Origin of the sequence: Chryseobacterium sp. 2VB (assembly GCF_005503635.1) — a bacterium.
Classification (GTDB): Bacteria; Bacteroidota; Bacteroidia; order Flavobacteriales; family Weeksellaceae; genus Chryseobacterium; species Chryseobacterium cupriresistens.
Genome location: NZ_SCNC01000008.1, coordinates 98,094 through 114,495, shown reverse-complemented (window position 1 = coordinate 114,495; position 16,402 = coordinate 98,094). Strand labels below are relative to the sequence as shown.

At 37.0% G+C, this 16,402-nt stretch carries 15 protein-coding genes; 6 read left to right on the top strand and 9 right to left on the bottom strand.

From position 1 onward, the window contains the following. Positions 1 to 17: 17 nt before the first annotated feature. The 4 genes from FFS26_RS10015 to FFS26_RS10000 all read right to left on the bottom strand — a co-directional run bounded on the left by FFS26_RS10015 (position 18) and on the right by FFS26_RS10000 (position 4,356). The gene (locus FFS26_RS10015) at positions 18 to 1,193 is read right to left on the bottom strand and encodes an aminotransferase class V-fold PLP-dependent enzyme (RefSeq protein WP_228449424.1); all 1,176 of its coding nucleotides are present in this window, start codon (positions 1,191 to 1,193) and stop codon (positions 18 to 20) included. A 99-nt stretch (positions 1,194 to 1,292) separates the two neighbouring features. Then, complete coding sequence (locus FFS26_RS10010) at positions 1,293 to 2,432, bottom strand: hypothetical protein (protein ID WP_110011563.1); 1,140 nt, start codon at positions 2,430 to 2,432, stop codon at positions 1,293 to 1,295. 25 nt (positions 2,433 to 2,457) lie between these two features. Further along, positions 2,458 to 3,360 (bottom strand): TssN family type VI secretion system protein, encoded by a 903-nt coding sequence (locus tag FFS26_RS10005; RefSeq protein WP_110011562.1) that lies wholly within the window; start codon positions 3,358 to 3,360, stop codon positions 2,458 to 2,460. A gap of 54 nt (positions 3,361 to 3,414) precedes the next feature. Beyond that, positions 3,415 to 4,356: a type VI secretion system baseplate subunit TssG gene (locus FFS26_RS10000; protein WP_110011561.1), complete on the bottom strand. Its 942-nt coding sequence runs from the start codon at positions 4,354 to 4,356 to the stop codon at positions 3,415 to 3,417. Positions 4,357 to 4,817: 461 nt separating this feature from the next. Here FFS26_RS10000 and FFS26_RS09995 point away from each other — a divergent pair, with 461 nt between their 5' ends. The 6 genes from FFS26_RS09995 to FFS26_RS09970 all read left to right on the top strand — a co-directional run bounded on the left by FFS26_RS09995 (position 4,818) and on the right by FFS26_RS09970 (position 11,385). Continuing rightward, entirely contained in the window at positions 4,818 to 5,609 is a 792-nt protein-coding gene (locus FFS26_RS09995; RefSeq protein WP_137904952.1) for a S1/P1 nuclease, read from the top strand. Positions 5,610 to 5,961: 352 nt separating this feature from the next. Continuing rightward, complete coding sequence (locus FFS26_RS09990; protein WP_002979276.1) at positions 5,962 to 6,828, top strand: RNA polymerase sigma factor RpoD/SigA; 867 nt, start codon at positions 5,962 to 5,964, stop codon at positions 6,826 to 6,828. 186 nt (positions 6,829 to 7,014) lie between these two features. Further along, positions 7,015 to 7,623 carry a hypothetical protein gene (locus tag FFS26_RS09985; protein ID WP_137904951.1) on the top strand — a complete coding sequence of 203 codons (609 nt, stop codon included), beginning with the start codon at positions 7,015 to 7,017 and terminating at the stop codon, positions 7,621 to 7,623. Positions 7,624 to 7,637: 14 nt separating this feature from the next. Then, the gene (locus FFS26_RS09980) at positions 7,638 to 8,138 is read left to right on the top strand and encodes a GNAT family N-acetyltransferase (protein ID WP_137904950.1); all 501 of its coding nucleotides are present in this window, start codon (positions 7,638 to 7,640) and stop codon (positions 8,136 to 8,138) included. Between the two features lie 22 nt (positions 8,139 to 8,160). Beyond that, complete coding sequence (locus FFS26_RS09975; protein WP_137904949.1) at positions 8,161 to 9,279, top strand: FAD-dependent monooxygenase; 1,119 nt, start codon at positions 8,161 to 8,163, stop codon at positions 9,277 to 9,279. Between the two features lie 72 nt (positions 9,280 to 9,351). After that, positions 9,352 to 11,385: a S9 family peptidase gene (locus FFS26_RS09970; RefSeq protein WP_110011556.1), complete on the top strand. Its 2,034-nt coding sequence runs from the start codon at positions 9,352 to 9,354 to the stop codon at positions 11,383 to 11,385. 105 nt (positions 11,386 to 11,490) lie between these two features. Here the strand turns inward: FFS26_RS09970 and FFS26_RS09965 are convergent, their stop codons facing one another. The 5 genes from FFS26_RS09965 to FFS26_RS09945 all read right to left on the bottom strand — a co-directional run bounded on the left by FFS26_RS09965 (position 11,491) and on the right by FFS26_RS09945 (position 16,295). Continuing rightward, a complete protein-coding gene (locus FFS26_RS09965; protein WP_228406582.1) occupies positions 11,491 to 11,781 on the bottom strand; it encodes a heme-binding domain-containing protein in 291 nt (96 codons plus the stop codon). Positions 11,782 to 11,793: 12 nt separating this feature from the next. After that, a complete protein-coding gene (locus FFS26_RS09960; protein ID WP_137904948.1) occupies positions 11,794 to 12,420 on the bottom strand; it encodes a DUF3347 domain-containing protein in 627 nt (208 codons plus the stop codon). A 27-nt stretch (positions 12,421 to 12,447) separates the two neighbouring features. After that, complete coding sequence (locus tag FFS26_RS09955) at positions 12,448 to 15,216, bottom strand: multicopper oxidase domain-containing protein (RefSeq protein WP_137904985.1); 2,769 nt, start codon at positions 15,214 to 15,216, stop codon at positions 12,448 to 12,450. A 104-nt stretch (positions 15,217 to 15,320) separates the two neighbouring features. Next, positions 15,321 to 15,794 carry a DUF3347 domain-containing protein gene (locus FFS26_RS09950; protein WP_137904947.1) on the bottom strand — a complete coding sequence of 158 codons (474 nt, stop codon included), beginning with the start codon at positions 15,792 to 15,794 and terminating at the stop codon, positions 15,321 to 15,323. Positions 15,795 to 15,914: 120 nt separating this feature from the next. Further along, the gene (locus FFS26_RS09945) at positions 15,915 to 16,295 is read right to left on the bottom strand and encodes an HYC_CC_PP family protein (RefSeq protein ID WP_228406580.1); all 381 of its coding nucleotides are present in this window, start codon (positions 16,293 to 16,295) and stop codon (positions 15,915 to 15,917) included. Positions 16,296 to 16,402: the final 107 nt, after the last annotated feature.

Genomic DNA, 16,402 nt, shown 5'->3' with positions numbered 1-16,402 from the left:
ATTTTTAAACCATCATATTAATAATTACTATTTTCTAAAAGTTGTGATACTTTTTCAATTTCTTGCATCGTATTGAAATAATGAGGAGATAACCGGATCGCATGGTCTACATTTTTAAACGTAAAATCAATTAATGCATCCTGTCTGCGGTTTTCCTTGAAAAACACATTATGATCACTCAAAGCTTTATGAATCTTTTCAACCTTTCCATCTGCCTGGCAGAAAGTTACAATACTGCTTAATCTGTTTCCTTTATCCAGAACTCTGAAACCATTATTCTGCAAATTAATTCTTAAAGTATCAGTCAACTTCCGGTTGTGATTCTCAATTTGATCCATTCCTATCGCATTGGCATAGCGTAAAGCCTCTGCAAATCCAGCTAAAGCAGCATAAGGTCTTTCAAAAAGTTCAAATCTTTTAGCAGTGTCATGGAGTTGAAAATCATCAAATGATGTCCATTGAGCCCCAAAACTATCTAAAAACAGAGGATACATTTTCTGGTTTAATACTTTATCTGAAACATATAAAAATCCAGTTCCTCTGGGCCCTCGCATGAACTTTCTTCCGGTTGCCGTCAGAAAATCACAATGGATTTTTTCTATATCCACCACAATCTGGCCCACAGACTGGCAGGCATCTACAAGATACAAAACATCATACTGTTTGCATAACTTCCCCACTCCTTCCACATTCTGAATTAACCCGGAATTGGTAGGAATATGAGTAACCGCAATTAATTTCGGATTATGTTTTTTAATTAATCTTTCAAAGTCTTCCAGATCTAATTCATGATCAGGAAGATTGGCAACCCTTACAATTTCAATATGACATCTTTTCTGCAGAGAAATAAAAGCAATCTGATTGGATATATAATCATCATTGGTGGTAATGATACAGTCACCTTCTTTAAAATCAATACTGGATAATGCTTTTGCATATCCATCTGTAGAACTGCTTACAAATGCTATGTTGGAAGGTTTTGCATTAATCAGTTTTGCAGTTTCATCATAAAACCGGTTGATGAGACCTGTGTTTTTAGTTGCAGCTGTATAGCCTCCAAACTCCTGCTCTTCATATAAAAACTTAATGGTAGTGTCCACAACAGATTTAGGCATCAATGATGCGCCTGCACTGTTTAAAAAAATCTTATCCGAACATCCCGGAGTCTCCTGTCTTATAACCTCTAAATTCATTTTATCAATCCTTACAACAAATTTACTTTTAATTTTTCCTAAATACGACCATAAAAAATCCCGAATTTTCATCCGGGACTCTATTTTTAATTAATGATTTTAATCTAAAACACTCCAACCTCTTTTTGGATTCGTATTCGTGGATACTTCCTGCTCATTAACGATAATATTTTCTTTTCTCTGACCGATATAATCAAGCTCGCTCAGTTTAGAGAAAATAATTTCAAGGCTTCTCAACATCTGTTGAATATAAAGCAATGGTTCACCACAATTATGGTGGTCATAATTCGTTTCTGCTACAATAGAAAGCTGATTTAATAAGGTATGAGGAGCAATTTCACTCCACTCTAAGCTGTAGTTCAGCATTTCCTCCAGTTCTGCCGGAACAAGAAGCTGGGTTGAATTGTATAAATGAAGCGCCAGTCTTGCAAAAGATTCAATTAAAAATACAGGTGGCTGCCATGGTGTAATATTTCTGAACTGGAAATACATATCACCAAAAGTATTGATCATGGTAGTACACAAAAACTTAACGTTTTGTGCTAAAGCTGTATTCTGATTTTTGTGAGAAGCTTTCTGGATAATTTTAAAAGCATACTGCTGAAGGTTTCCAATAGATTTTGCATAGCTGCTGTAATAATCTATCAAAGCCGGATGACTCTGCACAGAAGTACAAGGCGGAATAAAGTTGGAATCCACCTGGGCAATATTTCCTTTTAAATCTACCTTACCGATAATAAGATAATTTCCTCCTGAGTAGCTGCTGTTCAAGGATGTTACAGGAAGCAGTTCAATATGATGATTCGGCTGTGCACTTGGGTGGCGCGGTGGAATTTCTTCAGGATCAATATCGCCAAAAGGTACTTTATCAAAAGGATTTACAGAGATCAGAATATAATATTCCCCGTCTGCCTGCTCTTCATTCATTGATTTCGCCAAAGACTTCACACTGATTCTTCTGTCTGTCAGTTCAATACGGTATCCAGCCATAGTAACGGCGCTGCAACGCTTGATTACCAGTTGCACATCATTGGTTGCCGTGTTGTGAACATCAAAAATGGTACGGTCTGTAAATTCATTGGAAATAGGCAGAAGCCCGTAGTTATATGTAGTAATTCCAAGGGAATTGGAATCTCTGATGGTATCGATTAAGAAATTATCCTGATCATTAAGGTGTCTCTGGGAAACTTTCATCCCATCCACCCAATTGATGGCAAAATGTTTAATAGGCTGTATCATGTTTAATACTTTTTAATTTTTTGTGTTATGATTTTCTTGTGACTCCCTCCTCTTCATGCTGAATAACTCTCTTACAAATCACCACTTCATTTTCAGAAATGTTGTTTGTCGTAATGTCGTGATCGAAATCTATATATTTTCTAAAACTGAAAAACGATTTTTTTGTGTAAAAGATCCAGTAATAAGGCTCATTTCCTTCGTCTGAAAGATGAATAATGGAACCAGGATTTTTATGATTGTAATCATCTACTACCCTGTAGAACCAGTCTCCGAAAGTAACTCCGGTAGGAAGTGTTTTGGCTTTAATTCTGAAACGGTTGGTATCTTCCAATTTTTTGCTCAGTTCAACATTCAGGACCATTAATCTGTCAAAATCGGCACCTTCAAAATCAGGCAGTTTCTGCTCCGGAGAATATCTCCACGTTTTATAAATATCAAAAGGAATGCTGATAAACTGAATATAGCAGTAATAAAAAACCATCGGAACCACAAAGATCACCATACTTGTTGCTGCCATTACAGCATATCCTGTACCTTTACTCATCAGGTTAAAGAGCAGTGTGAAAAGATATCCGCCCAAAGCGATACACGTCAGTGAAAGGATAGATTCAAACAGAATACTCATTGCCAGAGAATCGATGTGCTTTTTGAAATATTTATGCAGCAGATTCACATGGATAATCCCAAAAATAAGATAGATCACCTGTGCAATAAGATACCAGTACGGATTAAAAAGGTTTCCCGCAAACCCAAAAACACCCGGAATAGCCAGACATAAGCTGCAGAGCAGAACGTATATAATAATTACTTTAATTTTTATCGCAGGTTTATTTCTCCTGATTACACCCAGTATAACCATCATAATAATAGCGATTAAAGGCATTAAGATATACCTTAGAAAAATACCTTTTACTGAAGAAATTTCCATTTGTTTCTTTTCGAATTTATACTTTGTTGGTAGTTGTAAATATAATAAAATAATTTAGAGGAATGTAGAGTATCCAAGGCGGCTGGCATTTCTTTCATCGTCCTCAAGACTGAATGAATATTCCTTCTTTTCGGTAACAAAATTCTCCTCTACGTCCACTGTTACAGGAAGAAAATAATCATACAGAGCCTGAAGCACATTTCTGAACGGACTTCCCGGAATATATTTCTTCATATCCCCGTAAGGAATAGGACCAATATTCACCACCCAGTTTCGCTGCCCGTCCATATGAGGTCCGCTTGGAATATAGGTGACGCCCAATCTTGAATTTCCCAGTAACATGGAATCATCGTTTTTCTCAATTCCGTCAATAATATTAGGTGAAAAACTTACTTTTACCGGTACCTGCAGAAAAGCAGTCATACATCTTTCAAACCATCTTTTGTCTCCTCTGATCTGATGGAAAAACGGTAAAATATGCATGAAAATATAAGCACTCTGCTTGTCAAGCATTTTTATAAGAGGCCAAAGCTCACTCACTGTTTCCAGCAAAGAATCTGTATTGCTTGTAATATCAAATTCTGATTCTTTAAGTAAAGCACTTATTTCTGTAAAAAATACTTCCAGCTCAAAAGGCCGGAAAAACTTACGGGCATCATCTTCTACCCTTTTCTGCTTCCGGATTTCTCTTACTACAGTATCTACATTTTTTCTGGAAGCTCCGAGAGACGGCGGATGGAATAATCCTTCCGGAAGATAGTCATAAATGCCTTCCCTGTAAGTCTCTATAGTAAAAACTTCCTCATCAAATCCTAAATAACTGCTTGAAATACTTTTAATATCTTTCAGGTAAGCACGGTCGTTTACGCCCACACGCTCAATGAAGATATTACTTACCGCACGATGGTATTTCAAGAGGTTTACAGCCACAGCTTCAGCCTTAAAGTCTGTCTGCAGCTTATTGTAATGCATATCTACAATATTATTCTCATACATAGTGTTTCCTCTGATTATGACTTGTAAAGATAATATATCTCATAAGTTTGAAAAAATATTTTTACAACAATTTTATCCTAAAAATAATAATTTATTGACATTAATAGGAATAATTTTCTACAAATTCCGTGAAAATACGGTAAACAGCCTATTTATTTGCTTTTTTAAATTTAAAATTAACTATTCAGAATCAATCGATTAAAGGGTTTTCATTTATCGTTTAAAGTTCAAGGTTTAAAATTTAAAGTGTAAGGTTGTGATTCAGATTTTAAATTATAATCCGTATTGTTCTCTCCTGTTACCTTTATTACCGGAAAAATTCGAGCCGTCAAACCTACTGTAATTGCTTCTTTTATTTAAATTAAATTTTATTAACATCATCATATGGAATAAATTCAGGATAAAGCATGCTCATTCCGAAAGCGGGCCGTATCTTTGCAGACTGAAAATTGTTATTTAAAATGAAAAGTATTTATTCTAAAATTCTGATTTTAGCATTCATGGCCTCTTCACTTTATTCTTATGCGTGGGGATTAACGGGACACAGAGTGATTGCAGACATTGCACAAAACCACCTTTCCCGCAAAGCAAGAAGAGAGATTAAAAAGATCATGGGGAAAGAGCGCCTGGCTTACTGGGCAAACTGGCCGGATTTTATCAAATCTGATACAACAGGCACATGGAAGCAGGCTTCATCATGGCATTATGTAAACATTGATCCAATGACTGATTTTAAAGCTTTTGAACAAAACTTAAAAGCACAGGCAGGGCCAAGCCTTTATACTCAGGTAAATACCCTTTCCAGCCAGATCAAAGATAAAAACACTTCTGAAAAAGACAGAAAAATTGCTTTGATCTTCCTTATTCACATTATGGGAGATCTTGCTCAGCCTCTACACGTAGGAAGAGCTGAAGATTTAGGTGGAAACAAAATCAATGTTACCTATTTCGGGGAAAAAACAAATTTACACTCTGTTTGGGATGGAAAATTAGTAGATTCTCAAAAATACAGCTACACCGAATATTCTAAGCTTTTAGATATCAAATCTAAAGAAGAAGTAGCACAGATTCAGTCCGGAACACTGGAAGACTGGCTGTATGATTCTCACAAAATCGCCAATAAGATCTATGCACAGACTCCAAATGATTCTAAATTAGCTTACGATTACCAGTACAAGTTTAATGAAACGATGGAAAGACAGCTTCTATACGGAGGATTGAGACTGGCAAAAGTATTAAACGAGCTTTTCTAGTTACGAGTTGCGAGTTACGGGTTCATTAACCATAATAGCCTGCAATAGTAATCTTAGATATAAAGACGGGACTTCGGTTTCGTTTTTTTTTGTTTAAAGTTTAGGATTTAGGATTTAGGATTTAGGGAAATTATGAAATTTGTAAATGAACTTACCTCTTTTAGAATTTATATTTATTTTTAAAATTATAAACAAAAACACACAACAATTTAGTTATCAGTTATTTATCCATTATTAAAAAATCATTAATACATTTTATAGTATACTTTGCACAAAAATATTAAATCCTGTGTAACCTTTTTACCTTTTCATACGTATATATTATAGTAACTCTTTTTTGAGGAAAAAATAAATGAGACAATTAAAAATCACTAAGCAGGTTACCAACAGGGAAACTGCTTCATTAGACAAGTATTTGCAGGAAATTGGTAAAGTGGAACTGATTACTGCGGACGAGGAAGTAGAATTGGCACAAAGAATACGTGCCGGCGACAGAGCCGCACTTGAGAAATTAATCAAAGCCAACCTTCGTTTCGTAGTATCTGTATCTAAGCAATACCAAAATCAGGGTCTTTCTTTACCCGATTTGATCAATGAAGGTAACTTAGGATTAATGAAAGCGGCAAAAAGGTACGATGAAACTAGAGGTTTCAAATTTATCTCTTATGCAGTATGGTGGATCCGTCAATCAATTTTACAGGCATTGGCTGAACAGTCAAGAATTGTAAGATTACCATTGAACAAGATTGGATCTATCAACAAAATCAATAAAGCATACGCTCACCTTGAACAGGAAAATGAAAGACCACCTTCTCCGGAAGAATTGGCTGAAGTTCTTGACATGAGCGAGGAAGATATCAAAGAATCTATGAAAAACTCCGGAAGACACCTGTCTATGGATGCGCCTTTGGTAGAAGGTGAAGATTCTAATCTTTATGATGTATTACGTTCAGGAGAATCTCCAAGTCCTGATAAAGATCTGATGCTTGAATCTTTACAAATTGAGATTGAAAGAGCATTGAATACTTTGACGCCAAGAGAGGCTGATTTAGTAAGATTGTACTTCGGACTGAACGGAAAACACCCAATGACTTTAGAGGAAATTGGTGAAACTTTCGATCTTACAAGAGAGAGAGTTCGTCAGATCAAAGAAAAAGCAATTAAGAGACTAAAACACAATACCAGAAGCAAGATCCTTAAATCTTACCTGGGTAAATAATTTTAGCGTAAAAATTTTATAGGCGGAGTCTGTTTTCAGGCTCCGTTTTTTTATGGATGTAACATTTTTCAAAGTTTATTCAACTAATTAAAATCATATCCTTTAATCCACTTGCGTTAGCATTGAAATGATTAACTTTAATAGCTTTGGATATGATGCTGATTTTCAACTAAAACAAAACATACTATGAAAAAAATACTTTTCGCTTCTATCCTTGCCTTGTCTCTATTTTCCTGCAGTGAAAACAAACCGCAGCACGCTCCTGTGGTAGAAAATGCAGTTGACAATGCTGAATCTTCCGTTTCAGGCGCTATTAAAAAAAATACCAGATACTCCTCACGTGAAGGAAATCTTGTTCAGGAAATCTATCTGGAGCTTATAAAAAATGATAAAACTTTACAGGATCTTGACTTAAGAATAGAAAATATTCAAAAGGAAACGGAAACCTCCATTTCGGAATATGATGATGTTATTCAAAAATCGGAAACATACTATAATGATGCGACTGTATTATCCGGTTCCATTACAGATTCCATTACCAAGAAACAAATTGAAAAAGAGATAAAAGCAAGCGCTGAAAAATATGATGTAAAAACACAGACGATCAGAGACCTCATCGCCAAAATAAAAGCAAACAGGACCACACTTCATGATCAATACCTTGTATTCAAAATCAGAAAAACACTTCCTGAAATTGAAAAATATCAAAAGGCTCACCCTCTGAAAACAGATAGTCTCAATCAATTTATCAGCAAGCAGAATAAACTGCTGCAAGAGCTGAAAAATCTGAAATAAAATCATAACACCTTATGAAATATACGACCCAATGGCTTATAGATAAAAGCCGCGTGAAAGAACTTGTAGACTTTTTTATTACGCATAAAACAGATGCTTATATTTCTCATGGCGAAATGATGTCCGGCAGAGCCATAGACTCACACCACTGGAATCCTGATCTTGAACTGATCCTGACAGAACAGCTGATCACCGATTTTAATTCCGATGGCAGTTCCAAACTGAATATTCTGGTTGCAGAAAATGAAAATGGAGAAATAGTCGGCATGATGGTTTTCAACGTCATCAACAGTCCATTTAAAAAATATGCCATTCTGGAGGACATGCTTCTGGATCAATCTGTGAGAGGGCAATCCCTTGGAAGCAAACTGCTGGAGAAAGCTATTCAAGAATCTAAAAGCTGGAATATCAGTTTTATCTTATTAGAAAGTGGAGTCAACAACCATGGCGCTCACAACTTTTTCAGTAAGTACGGTTTCAAAAAAGTGTCGGAGAGTTATATTTTAAGTGTATAAATTAAAATCCAGGTCCTAACTTATGAACACCATTTCAATTATCGGAGCCGGAATCGGAGGACTTACCCTCGGAAATGTACTGAAACAGCATCAGTATGATTTCACGATCTATGAATCTGCGCCGGAAATAAAACCGGTAGGAGCAGGAATTATGATGGCCGTCAATGCAATGCAGATATTCGATAAATTAGGTTTAAAGGAAAAAATAGAAAAAGCAGGTAATAAAATTCACAGAATTGTTATTACTGATGAATCTTTAAAGACTATTTCCAAAACGGAGATTAACAAACTGGAAGCCCTGTACAATTCCTGTAATGTTGCGATTCACCGGGCTGAACTTCAGAAAATTCTGGCAGAAAATTTAAACCCAAATTCTATACAACTCAACCATCCAGTACAAAAAATAAAGAAAGAAGAAAACTATATTCTGAATTTTGAAAATGGAACCGAGATCGAAAGTCAGATTGTTTTCGGTGCTGATGGCATAAAGTCGTCTGTCAGAAATCAGATCATGAAAACCGGCATAATAAGGGATTCAGGGCAGAAATGCTGGCGTGGCCTGGTAGATTTTGATCTGCCTGAGAAACATCATCAGGAAGCTGTTGAGCTATGGGGAAAAGGAAAACGTTTCGGTTTTGTAAAAATTTCTGATAAAAAGGTCTACTGGTATGCCTGTATCAATGAGAAAAGTTTCGGAAGATATTGGCAGATTGAAGACATTTTCTATGATTTTGATCCGTTGGTGTTAAAAATCATTGGAGCCACCAGGCATGAGAACATCATCTGTAACCCAATTTCCGACCTCGCTCCTATTCCTCAGTGGTATTCTGAAAACCTCTGTCTGATTGGCGATGCGGCCCATGCCACAACACCTAATATGGGACAAGGCGCCTGCCAGGCCATTGAAGATGCCTACATCATTGGAAAATTGCTGGAAGATCATCAGGATTTCAATGCTATTTTCAAAAAGTTTCAAAGTACCAGAAGGAAAAAGGTAGATTATATCGTCAGTACAAGCCGTACCATCGGAAAGGTTTCTCAATGGGAAAAAGGAAATTCACTCCGGAATTTTATGATGGGTTTAATTCCGGAAAGTATAAATCAGAAAATGGCAAAAAGAATTATAGAACTGGAAATGTAGGCCATTATTGTAAGAATCAATAAAAATTAAAAATCATCAACAATTTATTAATAACAACTAAAACTTAAAAACATGAAAAAAATCTTTTATGTATTGCTCCTGCTCATAGGAGTACATACAGCACGAGCACAGGAAGTCCCGGTACTGGACAGAGCTTTATTCTTTGGTAACCCGGAAATTGCCGGAGGACAACTCAGTCCCGATGGGAAATGGATTTCCTTTACAAAAGAATATGAAGGGATTATGAATATCTGGGTAAAAAAAATTGATGAGCCTTTTGAAAAAGCACGTCCTTTAACAAATAGCAAACGCCCGTTGAATGGATATTTCTGGACAGAAGACGGAAAATATATTCTGTATGTAAAAGATAATAACGGGGATGAAAACATGAATATTTTTGCAGTAGATCCTATGGCAAAAGTAACAAAAGGAGTTCCGGAATCAAGGAATATTACACCGCTTAAAGACGTAACTGCCAGTATCTACATGGCAAGCAGAAAAGATCCCGATTTGCTGATGATTGGATTGAATAACCGCGATAAAGCATGGCATGATCTGTATTCGGTGAAAATTTCTACAGGAGAACTGAAAAAGATTTACGAAAATAGAGACCGTATCACCAGCTATGAATTTGACTGGGATGAAAAATTGAGAGTTCTTTCCAAAACGGATGATAAAGGAACGACACAGTTTTTTTATAAAGAAGGTGATAAACTGACTCCTATTTACGAAACCCTGGTAACGGAAAGTGCTTATATCTCCAACTGGAACGAGGATAACTCCAAGTTTTACCTGGTAACCAATAAAGGAGATCTGGATAAATCTGCACTATTCCTGATGGATCCGAAAACAAAACAGATTACAAAAATAGAAAGTGATCCTAAAGATAAAGTAGATTTTGGAGGACTGTTCCTGGACAGAAATACAAGAAAAATGATCTACACTTCTTATACAGGAGATAAAACAGAATATTACTGGAAAGATAAAGCCTGGGAAACTAACTACAAATTCCTGCAAAGTAAATTCCCTGGAAGAGAGGTTGGTTTTGCAAGTTCTACCAATGATTATTCTAAGTTTTTGGTTTCCGTAGGAGGAGATAAATATGCTTCAGAAGCCTATTTCTTTGATGCCAAGACCAAACATCTGATATTCCAGTATACCCCAAGAACAGAACTGAAAAAAGTTGAAAAATACCTTGCAGCCATGACTCCTATCAGCTACAAAAGCAGTGACGGACTTGAAATTCCGGCTTACCTGACTTTACCTGTAGGTTCTTCTGGAAAGAATGTTCCTGTTGTGGTTTTAGTACACGGAGGCCCGAAAGGTCCAAGAGATTATTGGGGATATAACTCAACGGTACAGTTTTTAGCCAACAGAGGATATGCCGTGCTTCAGCCTAACTTCAGAGCAAGTGGCGGTTATGGTAAAAAGTTCCAGAATGGCGGAGATCTTCAGTGGGGAAAACTGATGCAGGATGACATTACCTGGGGCGTAAAATATCTGATCGATCAGGGAATTGCAGATAAAAACAAAGTGGTGATCATGGGAGGAAGCTATGGAGGCTATGCAACGCTGGCCGGGCTGGCTTTCACTCCGGATGTATATGCTGCGGGAGTAGATATCGTAGGACCAAGTAATCTATTTACCTTGCTGGATTCTGTTCCTGCTTACTGGGAATCTGCCCGTGCATTCCTTTATGGGATGGTAGGTGATCCAAAAACGGAGGAAGGAAAAAAGCGTATGCATGATGCAAGCCCACTATTCAGTGTAGATAAAATCAATAAACCATTATTGATTGTTCAGGGAGCTAATGATCCAAGAGTAAAGCAGGCTGAGGCAGATCAGATTGTCATTGCTCTTCGTGATAAAGGTAAAAAGGTAAACTACATTCTTGCTGATGATGAAGGCCACGGATTCCGTAAACCTGTAAACAGCATGGCGATGTATGCTGAAACCGAAAAATTCCTTGCTGAAGTAATCGGAGGAAGATATCAGAAAGAAATGCCTGAAAATGTGGCAAAACGTCTGAAGGAAATGACGGTTGATATTTCAAAAGTTACTTATACGCCAGCAAAGACTGAAAAAACCGTGGGAGCTTCTAAATAAAAGCATCCTATATATTACATAAAGCCATCTCGTGAAAATGAGGTGGCTTTTGTTTTTTACTTAAACTCATAACATTTGTAATTGGCCTGCTTACGTTGACTGTAGCTACCCCCTTTCATTAAAATTCAATTCCTCTTTTCCTTTTTTAATATGCTTTTCAAGATAATAACTTAAAGGCTGTATATAGGAATAGAACGGATAATGCGTAGAATTGCTGTGACAGTCATAACAAGATTGCCTCAAAACAAACTGTACATTATCAGGAACTTTATAAACCTTTGAAATATCTGTTGAAGGAACCTGCCCGTAATCAATATTACGGGCAGGCTGAATGATCTGAATAAGTAAAAAAATGAGAACAAACCCTAAAAATATGCTTTTAATGTGCCGGTTCATTTCTTTTTACATTTAAAATACTTTTTTTACAGAGCCACAGTTAATCATTTTCTGTCCCTCATATGGATTGACAATCTCCTCCGACTCGCTGATCCAGGTTCCACCTTTTCCATTATTGTACATTGGACAGAAATCCTGGTATAATTTTAAACCGCCTGTTCCCTGTTCTTTTATTAAATCGGTGATATCATTACTCAGGGAAAGCAAATGTTCTCTCTGATGAGCTATATCATCAGGTTTTTCGCCTATATGTTCTGCGTTCTCTGCTGCACTTTCTATAATATCACGCAACTCAGAATTATTTTTTGCATCGGTTGTACTGATGTCTATTTTCTTTAAGATGGAAAACAGGCTTTTAGCCGCATCGGAAGCTTTTTTAGAATCATCCTGAGCCAGGGCATTTTTTAGAGGAAGGTAACCTTTGATAACTTGCTGAATCGGAAAAGGTGAAAGCTCCTCTGCTTCTTTTTTATTTTCCGGGTTTTCTTTTACCACCTGATTTGAAGTTTCGCCAGCCTCAGTTCTTTCTATTGTTTTAATTTCCGGTTCAGCGGCTTTGTTTTCAGGTATTTTATGATCGGGTTTATTACAAGAATATAATGTAGCTCCCACAAACAATACGGTTATTATATTTTTCATTGTTTCTTAAATAATAGGGTTAAAAAATTAATATGTTAAAGTGACACCTGCGCCCCAGCCCAGTTCGTTATCATAATTTCCTGAAAGAGACAGCCATTTCTGAACGATATATCTCACCCCGGTTGAAAACTCGCCGTCTGAATTGACAGAGAAATTTCCTCTCAGCCTTCTTGAAAGTGGGATATCTTCGCGGCTCAATTCCAGCAGTACTTTTCCGTGCTGATCTACACTAGCATCAGCAGTGATCAGCATTGGCAGCACATACTGCATACCCACCATGAATGTAAACTTATTTTTGGAGGCTTTCTGCTGTCCGAACCAGGTCTTTTTACCATGAAAATCCGTTCCCATATCTTCTGCCATCTGTCTTTCCATGATCTCATGATTCTTTTGAACTCTGATTCCGGCATAAGGAAGCGCCCACTGGAATTTACCTAAAAAACGTCCCACTTTCGCACTTCCTTCGAAATGATCAAAGTTCCAGTTGGAATGAAACTCATTCAGGTTAGCCCATCTAGGCCCGAACATCGTCATCGTTTCTGCATGGATCTTATTACTTGCAACATCCAGCATCGCCATAGAACTGGTCATTTTATTATCCTGTATAAAATTTTTCCAGGCTAATTTCCTGTTGGGAAGCTGCGGATTGGGCTTTGAGTTTTCATAACTGAAGATTCTTCCCATTCCTGCCATCATATGGTATAAAATGTGACAGTGAAAAAACCAGTCTCCATCCTGATTCGCAGCAAATTCTATCGTTACGGTTTCCATTGGCATAATATCCACAACATTTTTCAATGGAGAATATTCTCCTTTTGAATTGATCAATCTGAAATCATGACCGTGAAGGTGCATCGGGTGACGCATCATAGAATTATTATACATCTTGATTCTCAGAACCTCTCCTTTTTTGATCAGAATTTTATCTGTTTCTGTAACCGTTTTGTTATCCAGTGTCCACAGATAATGGTTCATATTCCCTTCCAGTGTAAATTTCATTTCACGAATACTGTCTGTGGGAAGAATGGTTTTCTCAGGAGATTTCAAAATATTGTAAGACATTCTTTTGATTGTTTTCTCTTCCTTCATATCCATTCCGGCATGTTGAGAATGATCCTCTTTCTGATCTTCCTTCGTCTTCACGCCCATCATTTCATTGATGTGCTTCGCTGTAGTCTTTCTCTGGCTTTCGGATAATTCAGGGTACATCACTTCGTTCATATCCATCATCTGATTTCCCATCGTCATATTCATCGGTTTCATATTTCCGCTCATCTCCATCATGCCGTTCATCATTTTCATGCCTTCAAAAAGCATCAGCCTTGGAAGATTGGGAGCTTCAACCTTTTCTCCTGCACCCAGCCAAAGAGAAGCGTGTCCTATTCTGTCTTCAGAAGTCGCTCTGAATTCAAAGCTTTTGTTTTCAGGAATGGTCACTTCAATATCATAAGTTTCGGAAACTCCGACAATTAAACGATCAACTTCTATCGGTACCACATCATTTCCGTCATTTCCCACTACTTTTATCTTTCCTCCACCATAGTTCAGCCAGAAATAGGTAGATGAACCTCCATTGGCAACTCTCAGTCTTACTTTATCACCAGCTTTTACATTAGAATAATCTGAACTTGGTGCGCCATTGATTAAGAATTTATCGTAATAAACATCACTTACATCCATGGCTTCCATTCTTTTCCATTCATTCAGGGCTTTTGTCCCTAAATTCCCGGATTTGATGGCTTCCCAGTAACTCTGTACGGCATTTTTCTTTACCGCATACCAGTCTGTATTGGCCATATGAAGCCTTCTGGCAATCTGCATCGGATCATCATCACTCCAATCTCCAAGTAATACCGGAATTTCAGCATTGTATGTTGTTTTCGGCTCACCTTCTCTTTTTTTGAAAACCAGAATACCGTTCATCCCAATCTGTTCCTGAAGGGCTTCGTGCGAATGATACCAATAGGTTCCGTTCTGAGAAATTCTGAATTTGTATAAATGAGTTTCCCCGGGTTTTACAGGTTTTGTGGTAAGGTATGGAACACCGTCATGTTCATTGGGAAGAATCACGCCGTGCCAATGCAACCCTGTATTTTCTTTAAGCATATTGTGCAGGTAGATCTCAGCGGTATCTCCTTCTGTAAAATATAAGGTCGGAGCCTGAAGCTTCCCGTTGATCGCAATCGCTCTTCTGTTTTTTCCTGTAAAATTGACAATCGTATCTTTTACATAGAGATCATAACGAACCGTTTTTCCTCCAAAAGTAATCTTTCCATTTTCTGAATTACGTTTTAAAACAGATTTTTCTTCTTTAGGATTTTCAGCCTGTGTATGGGAATGATCTTCTTTTTCTACCAGTTCCATCCCGCATTTAGGACATTTTCCCGGTTTGTCTGAAACTATTTCAGGATGCATCGGGCAGGTATACGTAGTTTGAGCCTGTTTCTGAGCTTTAGATTCCGATTGATTTAAATCCTGAGTTTTAGCCGGCAATACAATCTTTGTCTGAGATTTAGCATCATTAACCTTTTTAGCTCCTGCTTTTTTCTCAACCTTTCTCTTATTTATTTTTGTTTCTGCAGGTTTTGCTTTAGCCTCTGTTTTAGGGGTAGGCTTTACTTCCGGTTTTGCTGCTACTTTGGGTTTTATAACCACTGTTTTTTTCACGAGAGTCATTCCGCATTTCGGGCAGTCTCCGGGTTTTGATGACACCACTTCCGGGTGCATGGGACAGGTATAATACGTTTTTGTAGTTTGTGCGAAAGTAAACACAGAGAATAAAAGCATCAGAAACATTATCAGTTTTTTCATAATATTTCGAACTTTTTAGAAGCTGCATGGATTAAAGTTAATTCTAATTTAAGCCATGCAACTTATTGTTTTTAACAATAATACAACAATTAGTTAATTTCCGACTTTACGCTACCACAAGAAAGCATAGATTTCCCATAGTATGGGTTAACGATCTGTTTTTCATCGCTTAGCCAGCTTCCGTCTGCCATTGGGCAATATTGAACGTAGACTGGTTTTTCAGAAAGTTTGAACTCTTTGGTCAAAGCAATCATATTGTCGGAAAGATTGAAAAAAGTTTCTCTTTGTGCGGCAACTGTTCTTGCTTCAGAAATGGCAGAGGCATCTTTTCTGAGAATATTAAGGTTTCCTTCAGAAACAACTTTATAGTCGATGGCTGAAGCTGTTTTAATGAATTCTGTTGCTGCTTTTGAAGTTGTGTCAGCATCATCTGAAGCTAAAGCTGATTTAATAGCGATATAGTTCTGATACAGCTTAGTAACCTGAGCATCCTTTTTAGATTGTGCTGATAATGAAATGATTGAAAATAAAGTTAAGGCTGCTGTGATGATATATTTTTTCATTGTTTTAAATTTTAGAATTAATTTTTTAATAAAGAATAAAGGGTAACACATCGGTAGTGCGTCAGAACATGTCGTCTGTAACGGTATATGATTCATTATACCGGAAACGACTGACGGATTCTAAATTCTAAAATTACAATGATTAATGTAGATAGGGACCGGCCGGTATTCAGGCGGCCCATTAATCTGGATCGGAGTAAATTTCGTAGCTGAAAAAGACTTGTCAACAACTGGAAACTGATGTTTCACCGGAATTTCTGAAACTGCACTTAAGAAATCCACATTCAGATAATCTGATTTCTGTGAATCGTCTACTTTTACGATTTTGATCTCCGTTTTGCAGCATCCCTTTTTATCTTTAACGCCGCATTTTCCACAGATGTCATCTACTTTCTGGCTTACGGAAACAAATTCTTTCATGCAATAATGAATGCTAAATGCCGCTCCGGAAGAGAATCCGAAGTAGAAAATAGAAAACAATATGGCAAGAATCTTTTTCATTGGTAGGACAAAGTTAAAAATATCTGTGATACCGTTGTTATAAAATTTGGTAATGTTGTTATAAAATTCGGGTAAATAAAAAAGCTTCCAAAAAATTTGAAAGCTTT